The following is a 22,367-nucleotide window of genomic DNA, read 5'->3' on the forward strand; positions in this document are numbered from 1 at the left end:
TTCAATGATAGGAAATGCTCTATCTGTTTGTTTTGGCGCGTATCTTATCCGAAAACCGCTTACACTTTTCGGGATACGCTCTGGTAAGCGTTTTCACGCCTTGTTCGCATAAAACGGAAACAGGTCTTCAACGCTCAGCTTGCGTTGCAAGATGCCTTGCAGGTGCAGTTCTTCTGCAAAATCATTGATCATCGCCTCATTGGCCGCAATACCACTGACATTCCAGTCTTCCGGCAGATCCTGCGCACATTTCAGCAATTCATCGATCATCCATGGTGTGGTTTCAGCATATTTGCGGCGCTTGGCCGTCCACATACGCTGGCTCTCATCCAGCAGATCGCTCAGTTCCTGTGCAACCCACGGATGTTCTGCCAGAATTTCCGGCTTGATACCCATCAGATGCATGCCCGGCACATATCCGACATCATTGAAATAATTCAGCTCTGCACTGCGAAAATCAGGCAGAACCTGTCGAAAACCTGCATTCTTGCCAAAATAACCATCCGGCATAAAAGGCGTGAACACGGCATCCAACACACCTTCACGCAAGGCCTCCATCATTGGCTGCTCACCCGGCATGGCTTCAATCCGGCCTTCACGGCCAAAACCATCCAGACGATCGGTGATCGGATGCGCGGCGGTCAAACGTCCTGCATACCAATAGGCATCTTCAACACCAACACCATGACGGCGCAGCGCAGCTCTTGTCCATGTATTACCGGAATCACGCCAGCCGGTTACACCGATTTTCTTGCCAGCCAGTTGCTCAAAACTGGTGATACCACTGTCGTTACTGGTAATGACACAGCGATGACGAAAGCCGCGCATGATGAAATTCGGAATTCCGACAATGCTGGTATCGCCTTCATCACGCAATGAAACATAGCGGCTGAACGACATTTCCGAAGCTTCATGCGCTTCATCCTCACCCGGATCGGAAACCAGTGTGCCGACACGATCAACAATCACATCAAGCTTTTCCGAACGAATATCGCCAAGTGCCAGCGGTGTCAGATAATCCCAGTCACGTACAGCGATACGCAGTTTAACCGTCATAAACAGTCCCTCAAAATTTCCTCTGTACAAATGAGGTTAAATGTTCAAATTAAACTGATCAAATGTTATTATGTTACTGAACATTAAATCGGATAATGAGCTATGGTGCCTGATTTTTCCAGCGCGTGGTTTGCCAACCACCTCGAAGACCGCACAATGCGTGGTATTGCCCGCGATATGGCCGGCCTTATCAGACGCGGCACATTGCCTGTCGGCACCAAATTACCGCCAATCCGTGATCTGGCCTATGTGCTGGGGATCAGCCCTGCCACGATCTCTGAAGCGCTGAGCGAATTACGCAAACTCAAAATTATTAATGGCAAAGGACGAAACGGCACTTGGGTCAGCGGCGATCATTTTGCGGCTAAACCTGCACGTTTGATGAGCTTCGGCAATTACGGTGACGATGTACTGGATCTCTCGATGGCGATTCCGGATACGGCATTACTGCCATCTCTGGAACTGGCACTCCGCCATGGCGCACAGGCGGAAGGCCTCAATAGCTATCAGCGCGTTCGCATATTACCGGAACTTGAAGAGGCTGTACGCCGCGACTGGCCTTATGAACCTGAAGCTTTTCTCGCGACCAATGGCGGCTATAATGCCACTTACACGCTGATCCACGCCCTCTTAACGCCTGGCGCATCAATTGCGATTGAAGATCCGACAGCCATGCGTCTCCTTGATATTATTGAGGATTTTGGCGCGAAGATCATCCCTGTACACTGTGACGATCAGGGGCCTCTGCCCTCTTCCCTTGCGGCAGCCCTTGAAAAGAAACCGGCAGCCTTTTTGTTCCAGCCGCGCGTGCATTCCGTGACCAGCCATTGCATGAGCAAAGAACGCCTGATGGCGCTGGGCGATGTGCTTGAAGGCCACGACACATTGATTATCGAAGATGACGGCGTTGCCGATATCGCCGCATCCCCTCGCCAGACACTCGGCGCACGTTTCCCTGACCGCGTGGTGCATATTCTTTCTTATTCCAAGACATTGGGGCCGGATTTACGTCTGGCTGTGCTTTCCGGCTCTGCCAGCCTTGTGGAGCAAATTCAGTCTTATCGAAGTTTCAGTTCGGGCTGGACAAGTCGCATCCTGCAATCTGCGGTGGCATGGCTGCTCAAAGATGACGCAACACAAAGCAGTCTGGAACAGGCGCGGCAGATTTACCAGCAACGCGCACGCAATTTTCAGCAGGCACTGGCCGCTCATGGCAAAAAAATACCGGATAACCACGGCCTATGCTGTTTTATGCCGGTGGAATCCGAGCAATTCGCGCTGATCACATTGGCAGCACGCAATATTGCTGTCGCACCGGGTTCCAAATTCTCAGTCCGGCCACTGCCTGCCGTGCGCATTGCAACCAGCACGTTACAGGATCATCAGGTAGAAAATGTTGCTCATGCAGCATTTCTTGCAAGCTACCCAAGATAGCAAGCCTTCACCATGTCAGAAAATGCGATGCGCCTTAATCATCCTCCCCCGGATCGAAAAAGGTTCGCGCCGCATCGACTAGTAAGGGCGCGATTTCTTTGCGCACCCGCTCTACAGACCAATCCGCCATAGAAACTGAACAGTGAATGGCTGCACGCGCCTTACCGTTTGATGCTTTAATCGGCGCGGCTATACCGATTTCATTGAGCAATATTTCCTGAAACGACAAAGCAAATCCGTCCTGTCGTGCCTGTTCAACCAGCTCAGCAATTTCACCACGATCTGTCGTTGTACGCGGCGTATATTCTGCCACAGGCCAGTTCTGTACAGCGTTTTGCCGTGCTTCCACATCCCAAGTTGAGAGAATTGCACGCCCGCCCGATGTATTCAATGCAGGATGCGTACGGCCAACCAATGTGCCCTCAAAATTCGTCCGCTGCACCGGTAAACGCACGGAATAAATAATTGATGTATCGCAAATTTCCGCAAGGTTGAAGGACTGCCCGATTTGTTGCTGAAGCGCAAAAAGACGCGGCATTACCTGCGATGTCAATGGCTCAGCAATGTAATGGGCATAGGCCATATGGAGCCATTGATTAGACAAGCGGTAACGCCTGCTACGGCTATCACGATTAAGCATCCCTTCCGAATATAGGGTCGCTAAAATTCGCTGAATACTGCTTTTTTCAATCCCCGTTTTGCGCACAAGATCAGAGATTCCCAAAACAGCATTCTCCTCATCGAAAGCTTTCAACAGAGTGACGGCTTTCACTAAAGAACTGATAATTAAAGGGTTTCTTTCGCTTTCGCTCAATGTGGCACTCCAATGACAAAAAACTCTTGACGCAGAAGAGAAAACTATGCTTCGTTATTAACATGCGATCACAAGTATTGCAATACGATACAAATGGGGAAATCAATGAAAATACAAAAAATCTTCGCTGAGCGTTTTGGCATCAAAAATATGCTGGCCGCAGACATTTATTAATTCAGCATTGGCATGACTGGCTGAATATTATTGCTGCTGAAATACCGTATTGCGCATAGCATTATCCGCTCAGACAGCAACAATTGACGGACAGGGCGAACGCTTTAATCGGGCTAATACGAACCGATAAAGCACGGACAAAACGCCCAATCATGCTTTGTCCTGCCGGCACCAGCCATAATTTCATATCCTGAAACGATTTCGACGGAGCAAAACTTGCTTGGTTTCATCCTCAAGCGGCTCAGCCTCGCCTTTCTGGTCGCGCTGACTGTATCTTTCATCAGCTTCTGTTTGCTTTATCTCAGCGGCGATCCGGCAACTGCTATCGCTGGCGAAGGCGCGAGTGCGCAGGACATTCAGACAATCCGTGAATTTTATGGCTTTGATCGGCCTATGATGATTCAATATGCGGACTGGCTTTGGAGTGCCGCCCATTTCAATTTTGGCCAGAGCTATTATTTCAAACTTCCGGTCGCTGATCTCATTTCAAGCCGTCTGGGCGTAACAATGCGCCTTGGCCTGACAGCCATTGTTTTTGCACTACTTGTCGCCGTGCCGCTTGGTGTACTTGCTGCCAAACGCCCGAACTCGCTGACAGACAAGCTGGCTCTGTTTGTCTCTGTCGCCGGACAGGCAATGCCAAGCTTCTGGTTTGCTCTTGTCTTGATCTCTGTTTTCTCCATTGATCTCGGCTGGTTGCCTGCTTCAGGTTCCAAGACTTGGCAGCACTTCATCCTGCCAACTATTGTCCTCGGCTATTATGCCATGCCCGCAATTATGCGGCTGACACGCGCCGGTATGCTTGAGGTTTTGTCGTCAGATTATATCCGCACCGCTCGCGCCAAAGGCTCGTCCGAATGGCGGGTGCTGTTCACTCATGCCCTGCGCAATGCCATCATCCCGGTTGTGTCGCTATCCGCTGTGCAGATGGGCTTCATGCTCGGTGGTTCCATTGTTGTTGAATCCGTCTTCGCTATGCCGGGTGCAGGACTGCTCGCATGGGAGTCGATCACACGTAATGACCTGCCAACAGTTCAGGCACTGATCCTGCTGTTTTCCATGTTTTATATCGTCTTTACGCTGCTCGCCGACATCATGAATGCCTGGCTTGATCCACGTATGAGGACCTCATGACCACTTTTTCTTCCGTTCCGACCGCAGAGCAAATTCTGGAACCATCACCGTCCGCCATTTTACGCCGACGTATTTTCGGACATAGCGGCTTCATGATCGGCAGCCTTGTGCTGGCAAGTATGGCACTGATCGCAATCTTCGCGCCACTGATCACCAAATATGATCCCTACACGCAAGACCTGCTGAACCGGATGGTTGCACCTGAATTTTTAGGCGGAAAATCCGATCATTTTTTCGGAACAGACCAGCTCGGTCGCGACTATCTCGCCCGCTTGCTTCACGGTGCGCGCGTATCACTATTTATCGGCCTCTCTGCTGCTCTGATCTCCGGTATAATCGGCACGGCTATGGGCGTTGCAGCCGGTTACTTCGGCGGGCGCGTTGATGCCGTGGTGACATTTTTGATCAATGTGCGCCTCGCTATGCCGGTTGTTCTGGTCGCACTGGCCGTTGTTGCATTGTTCGGTGGTTCGTTAACCGTCGTGGCAACCATTCTCGGCCTGCTGCTATGGGATCGCTATGCGGTGGTGATGCGCGCTTCAACTTTGCAGATCGCACGGCGTGAATATGTTGCAGCCTCCTATGCCATCGGAACATCGGCACCGAGAATCCTGTTTTCTGAAATTCTGCCTAATCTGATGAACAATCTAATCGTTGTTGCCACGCTGGAAATGGCACATGCCATTTTGCTGGAGGCAGCCCTGTCCTTTCTCGGACTTGGTGTACAGCCGCCGACAGCCAGCTGGGGTCTGATGATTTCTGAGGGCAAAGACATGATGTTGTTTGAACCCTGGCTTGTGATGATCCCCGGTGTCGCGCTGTTTGTACTGGTGCTGGCAATCAATCTCATGGGAGACGGCCTGCGCGATATTACTGCGCCGGGCGGTCGGAATTGAGGGTAAATACATGACTGATGCTATTCTCAAAGTTCAAAATCTGACATTGGACATCCCGACAGCGGCAGGCACACTACATGCAGTGCGCAATATCAATCTTGAGGTCAAAGCGGGCGAGACGCTTTGTATCGTCGGTGAAAGCGGCTCCGGAAAATCGCTCACATCTCTTGCGGTTATGGGACTGTTATCTCCGGGCATCCAGCGCAACGCAAATGAGATGAGCTTTGACGGTATTGACCTGCAAAAAGCGTCAGCGAGAGAAATGCGCGCGCTGCGCGGTAATCGTATGGCGATGATTTTTCAGGAACCGATGACGAGCCTGAACCCTGCCTATACAATTGGCAGTCAGCTGGCCGAAGCACTGCGTCTGCACAAATCCGTCAGTAAAACTGAAGCGCTCAAGCGTGCCGCAAAGCTTCTGCGTATGGTCGGGATTGCCGCTGCAGAAAGCCGCCTCAATCAGTATCCGCATCAGCTTTCCGGCGGCTTGCGCCAGCGTATCATGATTGCAATGGCGCTGATGTGCGAGCCGGAACTATTGATCGCTGATGAGCCGACAACAGCTCTGGACGTAACTATTCAGGCTCAAATCCTGCGCTTGCTGAAAGACCTGCAGACTAAAATGGGCATGGCAATGATCCTGATCACTCATGATCTTGGTGTGGTCGCACGCATTGCTGATAAAGTTGCCGTTATGTACGCCGGTGAGCTGGTTGAGGCCGGTTCTGTGAGCGAAATTTTCCGTAATCCCGCACATCCTTACACACGCGGGTTGCTGGAGTGTATTCCGATACCGGGGCGGATTAAGCGCGGCGAGCGGCTCGGCACCATACCGGGCATTGTTCCCAACCTCGTCGGTCGTCATACCGGATGTATTTTCCGTGATCGTTGCCCTGAAGCTATCGAGGCTTGTACTGGAACTATCCCGCAACGCGATCTTTCCGCGCATCATTCTTTACAATGCATCCATGAAAACGGCATGCGTCAGCCTGCGGAGGCTTTTTTATGAGCCAGCCAGTTTTACAGCTTCACAATGTCTCCAAAATCTATCAGGTACGGCAGGGATTTTTCTCCGGCAAAAAACCGCTGGCAGCGGTCAGCGATGTTTCCCTGTCGGTCGAGCGCGGTTCGGTTCTTGGCCTTGTCGGTGAATCCGGTTGCGGAAAATCCACACTGGCAAAAATCCTTCTCGGATTGGAAAAGCCGAGCAGCGGTCGCGTTGAGATTAACGGCGAAGATATAACGCAGCAAAACCGTTTTGCTTTGTCACGTCGCATCCAGCCAATTTTTCAGGATCCCTACTCCTCACTCAACCCGCGCAAAACTATCCGGCAGATTATTATGGCACCGCTTGTGGTGCATAGTGTCGGGGATCAGGCATCGCGTGAAAAACAGGTGAAGGAGATTATGGATGTGGTCGGGCTGCCTTCGCGTATGCTCAATGCCTATCCGAACCAGATGTCCGGTGGCCAGCGCCAGCGCGTCGCCATTGCCCGTGCTCTGATTATGAAACCGGAAATCGTTATCTGCGATGAACCGACATCCGCACTCGATGTTTCCGTGCAGAGCCAAATCCTCAATCTGCTAGGCGATCTGCAGCGTGAACTCGGCCTGACCTATCTGTTCATCAGCCACAATCTCGCGGTTGTTGAATATCTCGCGACACGGGTCGCGGTCATGTATCTCGGGCGCATTGTTGAAGAGCGCGAAACTGAAGACATTTTCCGCAATGCCCGTCACCCTTATTCACGGGCGTTGCTGGATTCCGTTCTGACACCGGAACCGGAACTCGGTGTGCCGGATACACAACTCGGCACCGAATATCCCAATCCGATCAATCCGCCTGCAGGTTGCGCCTTTCATCCGCGCTGCCCTGACCGCTTTACCCTCTGCGATCAAACCCGTCCTGTTTTGCGTGAAAACGACAGCGGTTGTGTCGCCTGCCACCTTTATACCAATGCCACTGCACTGCCTGCCTGAACTGATTAAGGAACTGAAATGCAAACCAGTCTTTCCCGTACGCAAATCACCCGCAAGAATGTCATCCGTACCAAAGGCGGTGTCGTGGCGGCACAAAACAGCCGTGCAGCACAAATCGGCGCGGCAGTGCTCGCGGCCGGTGGTAATGCAATGGACGCCGCAACGGCTGTCTCTTTCGCCATTGGTGTGCTTGAGCCGTGGATGTCGGGGCCAGCCGGTGGTGGTGCCATGATGGTTTGGGATACCGCCTCAAGTAAAGCTCATGCCGTGACCTATGCCATGCGCGCACCGGTGGAACTGAACCCTGCCGATTATCCGCTTTCCGGTGCCGGTAAAAACTCTGATCTTTTCCCGTGGGAAGCTGTGGTTGATGACCGCAACATCATGGGTGCAACCGCCGTCGCAGTACCGGGCGTGGTAGACGGCATCGGTCAGGCACATGCACGCTGGGGCACTATGCCTTGGGCAGAACTGCTGGCTCCGGCGATTAAACTCGCAAAAGAAGGCCTGCCGGTTGACTGGTATGCAGCTCTTGTTATTGCAGGGGCAACCCGCGAACTGGCTAAAGATCCGGATGCGGCAGCACTGTTTTTGGAAGACGGCCAGTGGCCGATGATCAATGGCTGGACAAGCCTGTCTGACAAGCGCGTTGATATGTCCGGTTATGCACCTTCCCTGACAGAACTGGCGGAACAGGGTTATCGCACATTCTATGAAGGCGATCTGGCGCAGGCATTGGTCAAGGATGTCCGCGCAAAAGGCGGCTCATTATCCATGCAGGATCTGCGTGATTACCGTGCGACCATTGCCGATCCGCTCAGCTTTAAGCGCGGCGATGCGACATTCTATGTCACACCGCATCTGACCGCCGGTCCGACCATGAGACAAGCCTTTGAAGCCCTGCCGGAAATCGGCAAAGGTCAGCCGGACGCTGATGCCTATACCGGTTACGCCAAAGCGCTGCGCCATGCCTATCAGCAGCGGCTGGAGAATATGGGTGATGACGGCGAAGTACCAAAAGCACCAGGCTGCACAACGCATTTTTCCGTAGTGGATCGCCACGGTAATATGGTCACGATGACACAGACTTTGCTGTCACTTTTTGGCTCAAAAGTCGTCTCGCCTTCAACCGGCTTTTTGCTCAATAATGGCATTATGTGGTTCGACCCTGTGCAGGGAAAACCGAATTCCCTGCAATCGGGACGCCAGTGCCTGATGAATATCTGTCCAGTTCTTGGTGAACAAGGCGATCGCCGTTTCGCCATTGGTGCATCGGGCGGACGTAAGATTGTTTCAGCTGTTGCTCAGCTCTCTTCCTTTATTGTCGACTCCGGCATGGATATTGAAGGTGCCTTCCATCAACCGCGTCTCGATATGTCTGCCGCCGATGTCATCATCGCCGATGATAGCCTGCCTGCGAATACGATTACGGAGCTGAATAAAGTCGCCAAAACGGTCACCACCCGCCGCACGGTCTGGCCTTTTGCCTTTGCTTGTCCGGCCGGTGTGATGCGCGAAGGTGATCTGAATTCTGGTTGCACCGAGATTATGTCGCCATGGGGTGATGCAGTGACCGAGGAGGACAGCCATGACTTTGCGTGAGACTGTTATCAGCCGGATCGAAGCCTATTTCGACAGCGGCGCGATGAAATCCGAACTGGCCGCATTGGTGAGCTATCCGACAGAAAGTCAGGTACCGGAGAGAAAACCGGTGCTGGAGGACTATCTGAACTCGGCTATTACCCCACGGCTGAAAGCAGCAGGATTTGAGATCAAAATCTATGAAAACCCAGCGACCGAGGGCGGGCCTTTGATGATCGCCCGCCGCACGGAAGATGCTGCGCTACCGACAGTGCTGATCTATGGTCACGGCGATGTTATTCATGCTCAGACCAGCCAATGGCGTGAAGGACTATCACCATTTGTTTTGACTGAAGAAGGTGATCGTTGGTACGGGCGCGGCATTGCGGATAATAAAGTACAACATCTCATTAATATTGCAGCACTTGAATCCCTGCTTGCCGTAAACGGACGACTTGGCTTCAACGCCACTATTCTTCTGGAAATGGCCGAAGAAAACGGCTCTCCGGGACTTCAGGCATTTTGTGCCGCACACCAGCAGGAACTCGCTGCTGATGTGCTGATTGCCTCAGACGGCCCGCGGTTACAACCGGACAGAGCCACGGTTTTCATGGGTGCACGCGGCGCAGTCACTGTCGATCTGAGTGTTGAAAAGCGCGAAGGCGCGCATCATTCCGGCAATTGGGGCGGATTGCTCGCCGATCCGGCAATGATCCTCGTTAAGGCGCTTGCAACAATCACTGATGAACGCGGCCAAATCCGTATTCCGGAATGGCGCCCGACCAGCCTGACCGACACTATCCGCGCCGCATTGCACGATCTGCCAGTTGATATGGAAGCCGGCCCGAGTGTTGATAAAGACTGGGGCGAAACCGGTCTGACACCTGCCGAGCGGGTTTATGGCTGGAACAGTTTTTCCATACTTGCCATGACATCCGGCGTGCCTGAGGCACCGGTTAATGCAATATCCGGCAAAGCCCGCGCAACCTGTCAATTGCGTTATGTGGTCGGTACTGATGCGGGCGACATTATACCCGCACTACGACGTCATCTGGATAAGCATGGCTTTGCGGATATCCGGATCACCCAACGCGAGGATGATGATTTTACCGCGACCCGTCTCGATCCTGATCATCCGTGGGCACGTTTTGTTACGCAATCTCTGCATAAAACCTCCGGCAAACCGCCACATATTCTGCCCAATCTCGGCGGTTCGCTGCCGAATGAATGTTTTTCAGAAACGCTTGGCTTGCCAACGGTCTGGGTGCCGCATTCCTACCGTGCCTGCTCACAACATGCCCCGAATGAGCATGTGTTGAAATCAACCTGCCGCGATGCCCTGCGCTGCATGGCAGGGATTTTTACCGATATTGCTGAGGGCAAAAGCCCGCAGCCAACAATCCGATAAATAACAACAAACAGCCTTACGTTTTAACCTTGCGTCGAAGTGGAGCGACACATGAGCTTTCATACAAAATTTGCAATTTTGGCAACCGTCACTGCCGGTTTGTGCCTGAGTGTTTCCGGTGCTGCTTTGGCCGGAAAGTCCGATGATACGGTCAATATCGCATTTGCTAAAGAACTGGATAATCCGAACACCTATTTCAGCTCAGCCCGTGAAAGCACGATTTTTGGCTATGCTGTCTGGGACACACTGGTTGAGCGTGACCCAAAAACCCGCGAATGGGTTGGCAATCTGGCTGAAAGCTTCAAATGGGTTGATGATGTCACCCTTGAATTCAAATTGCGTCAGGGTGTGAAATTCCATAACGGCGATATCTTCAGTGCGGATGATGTCATGTTCACGCTGAACCATTTTTCCGATCCAAAAACACCGGTTGCGATGCCGAACACTGTTGCATGGATCAAAAATGCTGAGAAGGTTGATGATCAGACGGTTCTGGTTCATCTGAAAGCTCCGTTCCCTGCCGCGCTTGATTTCCTTGAAAGTGCCATCCAGATTTATCCGGCGAAATATTATCAGGAAGTCGGTGATGAAGGTTTTTCCAAAAAACCAATCGGCACCGGCCCCTATATGGTGGATAAGATTGAACCAGGTAGCGGGTATACGCTGAAAGCCTTCCCTGATTATCATGATGGTGGCCCGCGCCAGAAACCACAAATCAAAAATGTTGAAGTTCGCAGTATTCCGGATACCAACACGCAAGTCGCTGAAATGCTTTCCGGTTCGGTTGATTTTATCTGGCAGGTTCCTGAAGACCTGACGCAGAAAATCAAAACACGTGACAGCTTCAATGTTGTTCAGGGTGAGACTTTACGCTTCGGATACATTTCCATGGATGTGTCCGGCCGTTCAAGTGCTGATACGCCGCTCAAAGATGTGCGTATACGTCAGGCAATCAATCATGCAATTGATCGCAAAGCCGTGCGTGATGCGTTCTTTGCACCGTCTTCACAGCTTATCAATTCCATTTGCAGTCCGCTGCAATTTGGTTGCGAGCAGGATGTGACTTCTTATGATTTTGATCCTGCAAAAGCCAAACAACTGCTGAAAGAAGCAGGTTACGAGAACGGCTTCACCACCACGATGTATTTCTATCGTGATAAAGCTGCGACCGAAGCTATGGCGCAAATGCTGGGCAATGTCGGCGTAAAAGTTGACCTGCAAATGCTGAAATATGCAGCCCTCGCAGATAAGCAGCTCAAGGGACAGGTTCCAATGGGTTTTGTCACATGGGGATCGGGCTCGGTGGCTGACGCATCTGCATCAACCTCAAAATTTTTTGACGGTTCTGACATTGATGATGTCAAAAATGCTGATCTGAGCGCAATGCTCAAACAGGCAGATACCACCACAGATCCCGAAAAGCGAAAAGAGCTTTACAGCAAAGCTCTGCGCCAGATCGCAGATCAGGCCTATTGGGTACCGTTGTGGTCCTACACAACCAATTATGTGCTGGCCAAAGATCTGAACTTCACCCCAACGCCGGATGAGTTCGTGCGCTTCTACGACATGAGCTGGAACTAAGCCTTAAAAGGCCGCAGCCTGTGCTGCGATCTCACCGGCACTTTCCGTTTCCCCGCATACAAAATTACAGAGATCAATCATGTTACTCCAGCCCCCGTCACAACTGCGTCCGAAAATCCGCATTGATAGCGCAGAGCTACGCCTTGTAGAGCTGAAACTGCTCAACCCGTTTCGTATCTCGACCGGTGTGGCAACGAAAAAAACTTTCCCGCTTCTGATCTTGCGCAGTGGTAATATTGAGGGCTATGCGGAAGGTGTATGTGATACTCTGCCCGACTATCTGCCGGAAACCACAGTTTCATCCATGATGATGATGCGGGATGTTTTCCTGCCACAAATTATCGGCAAGGAATTCTCAACACCCTACGAGCTGAGCCAGATGATGCGCCATTGGCGCGATCATCAAATGGCCAAAGCCTGCGTTGAAATGGCCTATTGGGATTTATGGGCAAAGACGCTTGGCCTGTCATTGTCCCATGCGCTTGGTGGTACGCGCAAAGATGTTGAAGTCGGCGTCTCATTGGGCATCAAAGAAATTCCGGATACGCTCTTAGATGTTGAGCGTCACGTTCAGCAAGGCTATCGCCGCATTAAGCTTAAAGTCATGCCGGGACATGACCTGAAACTGTTGGAAAAAGTGCGTAACCGTTTCCCTGACATTCACCTGACGGTAGACGCTAACTGTGCTTATACGCTGGCTGATCTCGCTTTGCTGCGCCAGTTCGACGATTTCGATCTGGATTATATCGAACAGCCGCTGGCTTGGGATGACCTGCAGGATCATGCAAAACTGCAATCCATGATGCGCACGGCTATTTGTCTGGACGAATGTATCCGCACACCGGAACTCTGCCGTAAAGCATTGGCGATTGATGCCGGCCGCGTGATTAATATTAAAGTCGGTCGTGTCGGCGGCCATGCCAATGCACGCCAGATTCACGATATTTGTCAGGCACATGATGTGCCGGTCTGGTGTGGCGGCATGCTGGAATCCGGTATCGGACGCGCCCACAATATTCACCTCTCGACACTGGAGCAGTTCAAGCGTCCGGGTGATACATCTTCTTCCTCGCGTTACTTTGAACGGGATATTGTGTGTGAGAAGCTGGAAACCGAAAATGGCATTATGCCTGTTCCGTCAAACGGTGCAGGTATTGGTGTCACGCCGGACTATGATTTCCTCGAGACTGTAACTTTATCCCGAGAAACTCTTTAAAATTATAGCTCTTCGTACAGACAAAAAGATCGCGCCTGAATTGATCAGGCGCGATTTTCTATATTTAAAACCGTGGTTAATGCTCAGCCTTTAGACATAGTCAACGGTGGTTCAACACCTTCGCTCAGCGGGCTGACATAAGGTTTGCGGGCAGTCTGTGATGCCAGCGCTGCCTTAGCATCCGCCATCAACACCGGATCACTCAGCACAGCAAGACCAGTTGCTGCCATCGCTTTTGCCACATGCACCATCGCTTTATGCGCTGCCGCAGATTTGCCCTGCGCCACCACCTGCCATGTGTGGAAAGGCGTGCCGATTGCAACGGTTGGCGCATGAACCTGCACTGTCGGCACCACCCAACTGACATCACCAATATCCGTCGAGCCGATCTGTGTTTTATGCGGCTGATCCAGCGGCACCAAAAACTCTGCCAGTGGCGCATCCGTCTCCGGCATACCAATCACATTATAAACCGAGGAGATTTCTTCCGGCGACAGTGTTGCGCGGATTTTACGGGCGTAATCGCGATCCTGTTCGTCAAATTCCGGTGCGCCTAGTTCCTGCATAGTGCGATACAGCGCCTGCTCCAAAGGTTTATTGCCTAACGTATTGGAAACTGCGCTGACGATCTTCATCTCCATGCGGGTTTCGGTCATCATGGCCGCGCCTTGCGCAATTTTATTAACACGGTTGACCAGTGACAGCATGGTCTGCAAATCCATCGCACGAATGGAATAACGCACCCGCGCATGGGCCTGCACCACATTTGGCGCAATGCCGCCGGCATCCAGCAAAGCATAATGGATACGCGCATCAGACGGCATATGCTCACGCATGTAATTGACGCCGACATTCATCAGTTCAACCGCATCAAGCGCACTGCGCCCAAGATGCGGGGCCGCCGCCGCATGCGAAGCACGACCGATAAAGATAAAATCCGCACGGGTATTAGCCAGTGACAAAGCCGGAGCCACTTCCCAGAAGCTGTAAGGATGCCACGAGATAGCCACATCGGCATCATCAAAAGCACCGGCACGCACCATGAAAGCTTTGGCGGCACCGCCCTCTTCCGCTGGACAGCCATAATAGCGTACACGACCCGGAAGTCCGTTTTCAGCCAGATAGTTTTTCAATGCCACTGCCGCAAGCAATGCGCCTGCGCCCAGCAGATTATGACCACAGCCATGGCCATGACCACCAGCCTCTATCGGCGTATGTTCAGATGCTCCCGCTTCCTGACTTAAGCCCGGCAGCGCATCATATTCGCCCATAAAAGCGATAACCGGTCCACCTTCACCAGCTTCACCGATTACAGAGGTCGGAATACCGGCAATGCCTTCAGTTACGCGAAAACCATGATGCAGCAGCTCGGCCTTATGTTCAGCCATAGAGCGCTCTTCGGTATAGCAAACCTCCGGCATCCCCCAAACGCGGTCGCTCATTTCGATGAGACGCTGCTTTTCGTCCTCAACCTTCTGCCACAAGTCCTGACGGTCATTCATGCTCATTGGATCATTCCTGAATTGAGATTTTATAAATTCGTTGCTTCTTCGAAGACCAGTTCGGATGCGGGCGGGATACGTCCCTCAAACCAGTAAGCCGCAGCAGCCCGCGACATAGCCGCACCGTCATGGCCGACACCGGCTACATCAATCAGCTTCCAGTTGAACGGCATGCCTAAACCTTGCGCCTGCTTCTGCGCAAAATCATAGACGAAATGTGCCCGTTTATAGCGAGAAGGTCCCTGCGCGAATGCTTCCGGCTGATCCGGCAGATTTGGGTCAGCCTCATCAATGTCCTGATCACCGGCAAAAATATGCATCGGATAGGCGAACCAACGGGCAAGCTGCACCTCATCAAGTCCAATGCCGCCCATACCTTCCGGAAACTTACGTGTCAGATCAGGCAAGGTGTACCAGCCCGGATTAGCCGCGACCACATCAGAAAAGATAGAATGATCTTGCGTGGCCAACAGACGGTGCGAGAACTGCCCGCCAGCTGAATGACCATATAAACGAGCCTGTTTAAGCGTGGTTACACCAGCCAGTTGAAGCGCTGCAAAGATACGGGCAGGCACACCATAGAGCCAGTCTTGTTGCGCACGCACAAGGCCTGCACTTTCATCAAGGATCAACCCGTTATTATAGCTTTCAGCCATCGGGAACTGTGTATCAGGGAAAGTTGGTGCAACAATCAGCAGCCGGTGTTTTTCAGCCGCCGGAATCCAGAAGTCGCGATATTCATCACCATTCCGCAGCATACCATGCTGCACGATAATCACCGGATCTTCAGGGCGATGATTTTCAGGGCGATAGAAATTCACTTCCAGCGGTCTGTCCGGATGATACTGATCAACAAACGGCAGCGTGCTGCGTCCGGTTTCTGGACGAAGAATGGTGGTAGTCATTATGTCTCCGGATTATGCAAATGACAGGCAGCGCTCTGGTCTGCTGTCACATTTTCAAGTTCGGGGCGGCGCTCGCGGCAAACCGGCATGGCATGGGCGCAGCGCGGATGGAACGGACAGCCGGAAGGCGGATTAAGTGGTGACGGCAGATCACCGGTCAGCGGCTGGAAATCACGTTTTCTCCGGCTGACAGACGGGCTGGCATTAATCAGTGCCGCGCTATAGGGATGTGCAGGCTTGCTAAAAATCGCCGATGCCGAGCCGATCTCGACAATACGCCCGAGATACATAATCGCAATCCGGTCGCTGATATGTTGCACAACCCCAAGATCATGGCTGACAAACAGATAGGTCAGCCCGTAACGGGCACGCAAATCCATAAACAGATTGATCACCTGCGCTTGAATGGACACATCCAGTGCCGATACAGGTTCGTCGCACACCAGAAAATCAGGTTTCACCGCCAAGGCGCGGGCAATACCGATACGCTGACGTTGACCGCCGGAAAACTGATGCGGATAGCGATCACGATAGGCCAGATCAAGACCAACCTCCTCAAGCGCCTTGTTCACCGCACCAGTAATCTCTGCTTTGGGTATCAGGCGATGTACTTTCAATGCCTCCCCGATAATCTGATTGACCTTCATCCGTGGATCAAGCGAGGCATAAGGATCTTGAAAAATCATCTGTACTTTCAATAGAAAGTCGAGCTTTTCTCGTCCTTTGAGCTTTTCAACGGCACGGCCGTCATAAAGCACATTGCCTTCGGTCGGCTGATATATGCCCGTTGCCATGCGTGACAGCGTGGATTTACCGCAACCGGATTCCCCAACCAAACCCAGCACTTCACCACGCTTGATACTCAGATCAACGCCGTCGACCGCGCGTAACACACGTGCTGGTGCAGCCTGCCCTGTCGCACGCAGAATCCGGTCTGCAATGGTGGATTTGGAGCGAAAATGCTTTTTAACACCACGCATTTCAAAGAAAGCATCGCTCATAGTCTGGTCTCCTGAACAGAGGCCGCATTCACAGTTGATCGTTCCGCCAAAACTGGCGACACCGGATTGTGACAACGGAAAATACGCCCGTCGATCACCTGCGGTTCGGGATAAATTTCTGCACAAACCGGTTTGACACGCTCGCATCGCGTGCGAAACGGACAACCACTTGGCCGGTCATCAATACGTGGTGCATTGCCGTCAATCTGATGCAGTCTTTCACCGGGCTTTACCATGCCGGAGGATGAATTTAGCAAGCCTTGCGTATAAGGATGCAATGGCCTGTCCAGCACATCATCCACCGCACCGGTTTCGACAATCTGGCCTGCATACATCACCGCCACGCGGTCAGCGAGTTCGGCGACAACAGCCAGATCATGGGTAATCCACAGTACTGCCGTGCCGGTTTCTCGTGCCAGCTTTTGCACTTCATAAAGGATCTGGCTTTGAATGGTCACATCCAACGCTGTCGTCGGCTCATCCGCGATAATCAGATCGGGATTATTGAGCAGCGCCGTTGCAATCGCTACACGCTGGCGCATACCCCCGGAGAACTCATGCGGATATTGCTTCAGCCGCACTTCTGCTGAGGAAATGCCCACGCGCCCCAAAGCACTGGCGGCCTCTTTCATCGCTTGTGCTTTGCCGCAAGCACGATGTTCAAGAATGGCCTCGCACATCTGCTCGCCAATAGTCAGCACCGGATTGAGTGTGGAGAGCGGGTCCTGAAAAATCATCGCAATGCGGTCGCCGCGCAAATTGCGTAACCGTTCATCGGATGCCTCACGCAAATTTTCACCGTTGAACAGGATTTCGCCTTCAACAATTTCCCCCGGCGGATCAATCAGTTGCACCAGCGAGAAACCGGTGACAGATTTGCCGGAGCCGGATTCCCCTACGAGGCAAAGCACTTCGCCACGCGCAATATTCAGATCAATCCCGTCTACCGCAGACCATGCGCCGCCGAGCAGATGAAAAACAGTTCTCAGTCCTTTGACTTCAAGTAAAGCTGTCATCACGCGCTCCTCACATTAAAGCTGCGACGCAGACGATCGCCGACGAAATTGAGCGAGATAATCAGCAGCACCAATGCAATGCCCGGAAACACTGCAATCCAGTATTCGCCCGACAGCAGGTAATCAAATCCATTGGCGATTAGCAAACCGAGAGACGGCTGTGTAACCGGCACACCGACACCGAGAAATGACAATGTCGCTTCAAGCGTAATCGCACTGGCAATGCTGATGGTGGAGATCACCAGCACCGAACCGATGGAATTCGGCAGCAAGTGCCGGAGCATGATGTAATAGGTTGGCAGACCAAAATTCACAGCCGCCTCAATATATTCCTTGCGTCGTTCAACCAAAGCGGAGGCACGCATCAGGCGCGCATATTGCGCCCATTGCACAAGAATAATCGCCAGAACCACTTTATCAACGCCGCGCCCAACAGAGGCCAGCAGCACCAGTGCCACCAACATTGACGGAAAGCCGAGCATAAAATCTACCACGCGCATGATAATCGCATCGGCAACGCCGCCAAGCTGTGCAGCTAACAACCCTGCACTCACGCCAATAGTCATTGCGCCGAGTGTCGAAAGCAAGCCAACCAGCAGGCTGGTGCGTAATCCGTAAAGAATGGCACTGACCATATCGCGACCTTGCGCATCGGTGCCGAGCCAATAGACAGAACCGGACATACTGGCTGAACCCGGTGCAAGGCGGTTATCCATCACGCTCAGAGAGGCCAGATCATAAGGATCTTGCGGTGCAATGAATGGTGCAAGCACTGCAAGCAGAACCAAAAGCCCAAGCAGGATACCTGCGCCGCGTGTTGTCGGTTTATTGCGAATACTGCGCAAAATTTTCTGACGCAGCGGTGTATTGGCATAATCCGGAATAATCGGCTTATTCATACCATATCTCCGGAAAGTTTAACCCGCGGGTCAAGCACAGCGTAAAGCACATCAACGATGAAGTTTACGGCGACAAATAGCAGTGTGGCCAGCAGCACATAGGCAACCACCACAGGCCGGTCGAGTTGGTAAATACTATCGATCAGCAACTTGCCCATACCGGGCCATGAGAACACGGTTTCAGTAATCGTGGAAAAGGCGACAAGACTGCCGAACTCAATGCCAACAACGGTGACAACCGGTATCAAAATATTACGCAGCACATGGCGATTGACGATGCGTTTGCGGCGCACGCCTTTGGCGCGGGCAAACTTCACATAATCTTGTGTCATCGCTTCTGTAGTACCCGCAGCAACGAGGCGGATCATCAAAGCCATATTCGGAATAGCAAGGTTCAACGCAGGCAGGATCAGATGGCGCAGACCATTGGCGGTAAACAGACTGGTCTGAATACCCAGCACGGACACGGTTTCACCTCGCCCTGCTGTCGGTAACCAGCCAAGCAGCACGCTAAACAGCAAAACCAGCATCATGCCTTTCCAGAAACTCGGCAGCGAAAAACCAATTACTGTTCCCGCCATAATGAAGCGCGACGGGCGGCTGTCCGGATTAAGCCCAGCCAGCAGTCCGAGCGGAATTCCGACAACAGCCGCAACTGTCATCGACAGCAGCACCAGTTCAAATGTGGCTGGCAGACGGGCGAGGATGAGGGAAACTACGGGCACACCATGCACGAAAGATGTGCCAAGGTCGCCCTGCAGCGCATTGCCCAAAAACGTGAAATATTGCTGCCAAACCGGCAAATCCAGACCGAGACGCTTGATTAATGCCAGTCTTTCAACGGCACTGACCTGCGGCGGCACAAGGAGTTCAATCGGATCACCAATGCCATATACGGCAAAGAAAACAGCGACCGACACGGCAAGCAGAACCAATGCGCTCTGGATAAGTCGCTGAAGAATATAAGCTGTCATGACATTTTTCTCAGGCTATCTGTCAGGAAGGCTGAAACATGGCACAGTGAAAATTGATTGCACTGTGCCTTACAGCCACGAAAGAACCCGGAGCGGTCACATTATTCCAACAGGAATGTAAACCGCTCTGGGTTAGCCTTCAGTTATTTGGCAGGCTTTGCAGACATAGCCATCGTAAACTGATCTGAACGACCTGTATAAGTCACATTAGCCTTATGTGCCCAGATGCCAGCTTCAAAATGCAGCGGAATGAAAGCATAGTCTTTCATGACTTCAGTTTGCGCCTGCTGCAACAGTTCTGAACGCTTATTATCGTCCATTGTTGCCACAGCTTCATAGATCAGCTTGTCAAAAGCAGGGTTGGAATAGCCACCGTAGTTAGAACCACCTAAGGTGCCAGCTTCATTCGGCTTTGCCGGCCACTGACGCAGGAAGGACGAAGCCTCGCCACTGGTTGAACCCCAACCACCGATCGCGACACTCAGCTCTTTCTTAGAACGACGCGGGAAATAAATCGCGCGGGTCATTGCATCCACATCCGACTTGATACCGACCTGTGTCAGATACTGCGCTACGGCCTGTGTGATCTGACTGTCATTGATATAACGGTCATTGGTTGTGGAAAGTGTGAGCTGGAAACCATCCGGATAACCGGCCTCGGCCAAAAGTTTCTTGGCTGCGGCAGGATCATAACGCAGTTCCGGCGGATTAGGCAGTGTACCAAACATACCTGTTGGCAGGAACTGATAGGCAGGTTCCGCAGCGCCGTCCATCAGACGCGCAACAATCGCATTACGGTCAATCGCCAGCGACATCGCTTCGCGAACACGCACATCTTTCAGCGGGTTCTTGCCATCAGCAGCCTTTACATACGGGCTTTCATCGCGGGCAACATCAAGCTGATAGTAGATGACGCGTGTTGAAGGTGTAACCGTGTAACCAAAACGCTTGTCATCCTTGATACGGGACAGATCGCGTGCAGCCGGATTTTCAATAATATCATAATCACCGGCAAGAAGACCGGCCAGACGCGGACCTGCATTCGGAACCGGCAGGAAACGAACGCTTTCCCAAGGCTCAGCATCGCCCCAATATTTATCATTGCGATCGAGATCAATGGCAGAGCCACGCACATAGCTTTTCAGCTTATAAGGGCCGGTACCGATTGCCAGTTTGCCGTCGTTAAAATCACCAACCACCGGCCATGCACCCGAAACACCGCAGTTCTGCTCAGGCGCAAAACTGATCTTGTCATGCTTGACGATGGATGAGCTGAGAATACCCACAGTTCCGACAAATGTCGGCAGCAACGGCTCAGGCTCTTTGGTTTTGATGACCAATGTCTGCGCATCCGGTGCTTCAACAGATGCAAAATTCGCAGTAATATCCGCGAATGAACCGGCAATTGCAGTCTCGTTTTTGAGTGTACGGCAGAATGTGAAAACCACATCATCTGCGGTAAACGGCGAACCATCGGAGAAGATTACACCTTCGCGCAACTTGAATGTCCAGGTATTCTTACCGTCATTTTCCCATGAAGTCGCCAAAGCGGGATGTACATTTTGCTTTTCATCCTGACGGGTCAGACCTTCAAAAATATGCGCTGCCAAAGCATTGTTTGGCGTAAGATCATGATAATGCGGATCAATTGCAGTCGGCTCCGAGCCAAGAGCAATACGCAGCGTCTCCGCAGATGCTGCACCGCTCAACAGAGCGGAACTGAGCAAAGTTGTTCCAAGCAGACTCGCCACGAGCATTTTTTTAACCATTAAAGTCTCCGTTCCCCAACGAATGTCGTATTTGCTATGATTGTTTAATTTGACATAGTTATTTTCATAAATAACGTATATGAAAATTTTATGCCGTCAACACCGGAAACACAAATGTCACAAACTTTGAATCCCAAGTCCGATTTTGCCAACCGCATGTCAGCGGCATATCCGTCCTTCAGCAAATCCTATCGTCGTATTGCCGATTTCGTGCTGGCAAGACCGCTTGACGTCGTTGCAATGTCGATTGAAGGACTGGCACAATCCAGTGGCAGTTCAACCGCGACAATTACGCGTTTTGTACGCGCAGCCGGCTATAGCGGCTATGGGGAATTTCGAGAAAAAATCGTCTCTGATTTTCAATTTGAAGCCTCAGAAAACAACAAAAATAGCCCTGAAAACCATGAAAGCGGGTTAAAAAAATCGTTTTTACATACAGCTTTGTCAGACAGTTCCGACAATATCAGAGATGCGATTGCCAATATTGATGCAGCCTCATCGGCAGCCTTTATTGAAGCGCTGATCAATGCCCGCCGCATTATCATTCTTGGCACCGGTGCAAGCCATTATGCAGCAACGCTGCTGGAGGAAGGGCTGGCACTTTATACCGAGAAAAATGTCATCAATGTCCTCTCCAGAGGCGCGTCTCAATATGCCAATAATTTCGTGCGCTCTGTCGATGAGGGCGATGTCGTGATCGCTATTTCCATGCCGCGTTATTCCAATAATACCGTACAGCTCTCTAAAGCGGCCAAGCAAAAAGGCGCTGTGATTCTGGCCATTACCGACAGCCCGACATCCCCGCTTGTGCCTGTTGCGGACGTCATTTTCTTCGCACCGGCGCGTAATCGCTTGCTGCCAAATTCTCCCGCAGCAATCTTTGCACTGGCCGATGCCATTGTCACAGCAGTGGCCGAACGCCGTCCTGACATCGTGACTTCCACAATTGGCACAGCACCGGATGATTTATTTTTATAGAGAAAAACGCGCGGCTGACCAATTATACAAAAATTGCACATCCTGTAAT

19 protein-coding genes and 1 pseudogene are annotated in these 22,367 nt (G+C 51.9%); 10 read left to right on the top strand and 10 right to left on the bottom strand.

Features of this window, described 5'->3' with window-relative positions; genetic code table 11:
* Positions 1-93: 93 nt before the first annotated feature.
* Positions 94-1,056, bottom strand: coding sequence for an ABC transporter substrate-binding protein (locus QUF18_RS16350; RefSeq protein WP_289388343.1), 963 nt, complete (start codon positions 1,054-1,056; stop codon positions 94-96).
* A gap of 102 nt (positions 1,057-1,158) precedes the next feature.
* Here QUF18_RS16350 and QUF18_RS16355 point away from each other — a divergent pair, with 102 nt between their 5' ends.
* On the top strand, positions 1,159-2,490 hold the full coding sequence (locus QUF18_RS16355; RefSeq protein WP_289388344.1) for an aminotransferase-like domain-containing protein: 1,332 nt from the start codon (positions 1,159-1,161) through the stop codon (positions 2,488-2,490).
* A gap of 34 nt (positions 2,491-2,524) precedes the next feature.
* On the opposite strand, the gene QUF18_RS16360 is transcribed toward QUF18_RS16355, so the two are convergent.
* Positions 2,525-3,094 (bottom strand): IclR family transcriptional regulator, encoded by a 570-nt coding sequence (locus tag QUF18_RS16360; protein WP_289388345.1) that lies wholly within the window; start codon positions 3,092-3,094, stop codon positions 2,525-2,527.
* Positions 3,095-3,127: 33 nt separating this feature from the next.
* Positions 3,128-3,262 (bottom strand): annotated as a pseudogene (locus QUF18_RS20415) (helix-turn-helix domain-containing protein); the annotation flags it as partial.
* Between the two features lie 432 nt (positions 3,263-3,694).
* Between QUF18_RS20415 and QUF18_RS16365 the strand changes: the two are divergent.
* The 8 genes from QUF18_RS16365 to menC all read left to right on the top strand — a co-directional run bounded on the left by QUF18_RS16365 (position 3,695) and on the right by menC (position 13,274).
* Entirely contained in the window at positions 3,695-4,612 is a 918-nt protein-coding gene (locus QUF18_RS16365; protein ID WP_289388346.1) for an ABC transporter permease, read from the top strand.
* Positions 4,609-5,508, top strand: a complete 900-nt coding sequence (locus tag QUF18_RS16370) for an ABC transporter permease (protein WP_289388347.1) — start codon at positions 4,609-4,611, stop codon at positions 5,506-5,508. The genes QUF18_RS16365 and QUF18_RS16370 overlap by 4 nt, the downstream gene beginning before the upstream one ends.
* 10 nt (positions 5,509-5,518) lie before the next feature.
* The gene (locus QUF18_RS16375; protein WP_289388348.1) at positions 5,519-6,517 is read left to right on the top strand and encodes an ABC transporter ATP-binding protein; all 999 of its coding nucleotides are present in this window, start codon (positions 5,519-5,521) and stop codon (positions 6,515-6,517) included.
* Entirely contained in the window at positions 6,514-7,488 is a 975-nt protein-coding gene (locus QUF18_RS16380) for an ABC transporter ATP-binding protein (RefSeq protein WP_289388349.1), read from the top strand. Before QUF18_RS16375 ends, QUF18_RS16380 begins: the two co-directional genes overlap by 4 nt.
* A gap of 18 nt (positions 7,489-7,506) precedes the next feature.
* Complete coding sequence (locus QUF18_RS16385) at positions 7,507-9,090, top strand: gamma-glutamyltransferase (RefSeq protein WP_289388350.1); 1,584 nt, start codon at positions 7,507-7,509, stop codon at positions 9,088-9,090.
* Entirely contained in the window at positions 9,077-10,477 is a 1,401-nt protein-coding gene (locus QUF18_RS16390) for a M20 family metallopeptidase (RefSeq protein WP_289388351.1), read from the top strand. The genes QUF18_RS16385 and QUF18_RS16390 overlap by 14 nt, the downstream gene beginning before the upstream one ends.
* Before the next feature lie 51 nt (positions 10,478-10,528).
* Complete coding sequence (locus tag QUF18_RS16395) at positions 10,529-12,058, top strand: ABC transporter substrate-binding protein (RefSeq protein ID WP_289388352.1); 1,530 nt, start codon at positions 10,529-10,531, stop codon at positions 12,056-12,058.
* Between the two features lie 79 nt (positions 12,059-12,137).
* A complete protein-coding gene (menC, locus tag QUF18_RS16400) occupies positions 12,138-13,274 on the top strand; it encodes an o-succinylbenzoate synthase (protein WP_289388353.1) in 1,137 nt (378 codons plus the stop codon).
* A gap of 83 nt (positions 13,275-13,357) precedes the next feature.
* Here the strand turns inward: menC and QUF18_RS16405 are convergent, their stop codons facing one another.
* The 7 genes from QUF18_RS16405 to QUF18_RS16435 all read right to left on the bottom strand — a co-directional run bounded on the left by QUF18_RS16405 (position 13,358) and on the right by QUF18_RS16435 (position 21,340).
* A complete protein-coding gene (locus tag QUF18_RS16405) occupies positions 13,358-14,776 on the bottom strand; it encodes a M20 family metallopeptidase (RefSeq protein WP_289388381.1) in 1,419 nt (472 codons plus the stop codon).
* Between the two features lie 29 nt (positions 14,777-14,805).
* Entirely contained in the window at positions 14,806-15,681 is an 876-nt protein-coding gene (locus QUF18_RS16410; RefSeq protein WP_289388354.1) for an alpha/beta hydrolase family protein, read from the bottom strand.
* Positions 15,681-16,682, bottom strand: coding sequence for an ABC transporter ATP-binding protein (locus tag QUF18_RS16415; RefSeq protein ID WP_289388355.1), 1,002 nt, complete (start codon positions 16,680-16,682; stop codon positions 15,681-15,683). Before QUF18_RS16415 ends, QUF18_RS16410 begins: the two co-directional genes overlap by 1 nt.
* On the bottom strand, positions 16,679-17,698 hold the full coding sequence (locus QUF18_RS16420) for an ABC transporter ATP-binding protein (RefSeq protein ID WP_289388356.1): 1,020 nt from the start codon (positions 17,696-17,698) through the stop codon (positions 16,679-16,681). Before QUF18_RS16420 ends, QUF18_RS16415 begins: the two co-directional genes overlap by 4 nt.
* Positions 17,698-18,597 carry an ABC transporter permease gene (locus QUF18_RS16425; protein ID WP_289388357.1) on the bottom strand — a complete coding sequence of 300 codons (900 nt, stop codon included), beginning with the start codon at positions 18,595-18,597 and terminating at the stop codon, positions 17,698-17,700. Before QUF18_RS16425 ends, QUF18_RS16420 begins: the two co-directional genes overlap by 1 nt.
* The gene (locus QUF18_RS16430; protein ID WP_289388358.1) at positions 18,594-19,571 is read right to left on the bottom strand and encodes an ABC transporter permease; all 978 of its coding nucleotides are present in this window, start codon (positions 19,569-19,571) and stop codon (positions 18,594-18,596) included. Before QUF18_RS16430 ends, QUF18_RS16425 begins: the two co-directional genes overlap by 4 nt.
* A 143-nt stretch (positions 19,572-19,714) precedes the next feature.
* Positions 19,715-21,340 carry an ABC transporter substrate-binding protein gene (locus QUF18_RS16435; protein ID WP_289388359.1) on the bottom strand — a complete coding sequence of 542 codons (1,626 nt, stop codon included), beginning with the start codon at positions 21,338-21,340 and terminating at the stop codon, positions 19,715-19,717.
* 114 nt (positions 21,341-21,454) lie between these two features.
* On the opposite strand from QUF18_RS16435, the gene QUF18_RS16440 reads away from it, so the two are divergent.
* Positions 21,455-22,318, top strand: coding sequence for a MurR/RpiR family transcriptional regulator (locus tag QUF18_RS16440; protein WP_289388360.1), 864 nt, complete (start codon positions 21,455-21,457; stop codon positions 22,316-22,318).
* The last annotated feature ends 49 nt before the right edge of the window (positions 22,319-22,367 follow it).

The organism is Pseudochrobactrum kiredjianiae (genome assembly GCF_030362795.1).
GTDB classification, from domain to species: domain Bacteria; phylum Pseudomonadota; class Alphaproteobacteria; order Rhizobiales; family Rhizobiaceae; genus Pseudochrobactrum; species Pseudochrobactrum kiredjianiae.